The 266-nt window shown below is 58.3% G+C and carries 1 protein-coding gene; it reads left to right on the forward strand.

Annotated features, from left to right (window positions below; all coding sequences use genetic code 11):
* A partial coding sequence (locus tag SB756_RS30940) for an ABC transporter transmembrane domain-containing protein (RefSeq protein WP_410913350.1) occupies positions 1 to 266 on the forward strand: 266 nt, incomplete at both ends.

Consider the following 266-nt stretch of genomic DNA (forward strand, 5'->3'; position numbering starts at 1 on the left):
CTGCGGGCGCGGTTAAACGAGAGCTTTACCCGTGGCGCGGAAAATCAGGCGTTCCTGGTGGAAACCGTCCACGGTATCGACACCCTCAAATCCATGGCCGTCGAGCCGCAGGTCAACCGCAAGTGGGATAACCAGCTTGCCGGCTATGTGGCCGCAAGCTTCAAGACCCAGAACCTGTCGAACCTGGCTAACGAAAGTGTCGGCCTGATTGGCAAGCTGGTGACGGTAGCAACACTATGGCTGGGCGCTCGACTGGTAATTGATGG

Source organism: Pseudomonas sp. SIMBA_068, assembly GCF_046534705.1.
Taxonomy (GTDB): domain Bacteria; phylum Pseudomonadota; class Gammaproteobacteria; order Pseudomonadales; family Pseudomonadaceae; genus Aquipseudomonas; species Aquipseudomonas putida.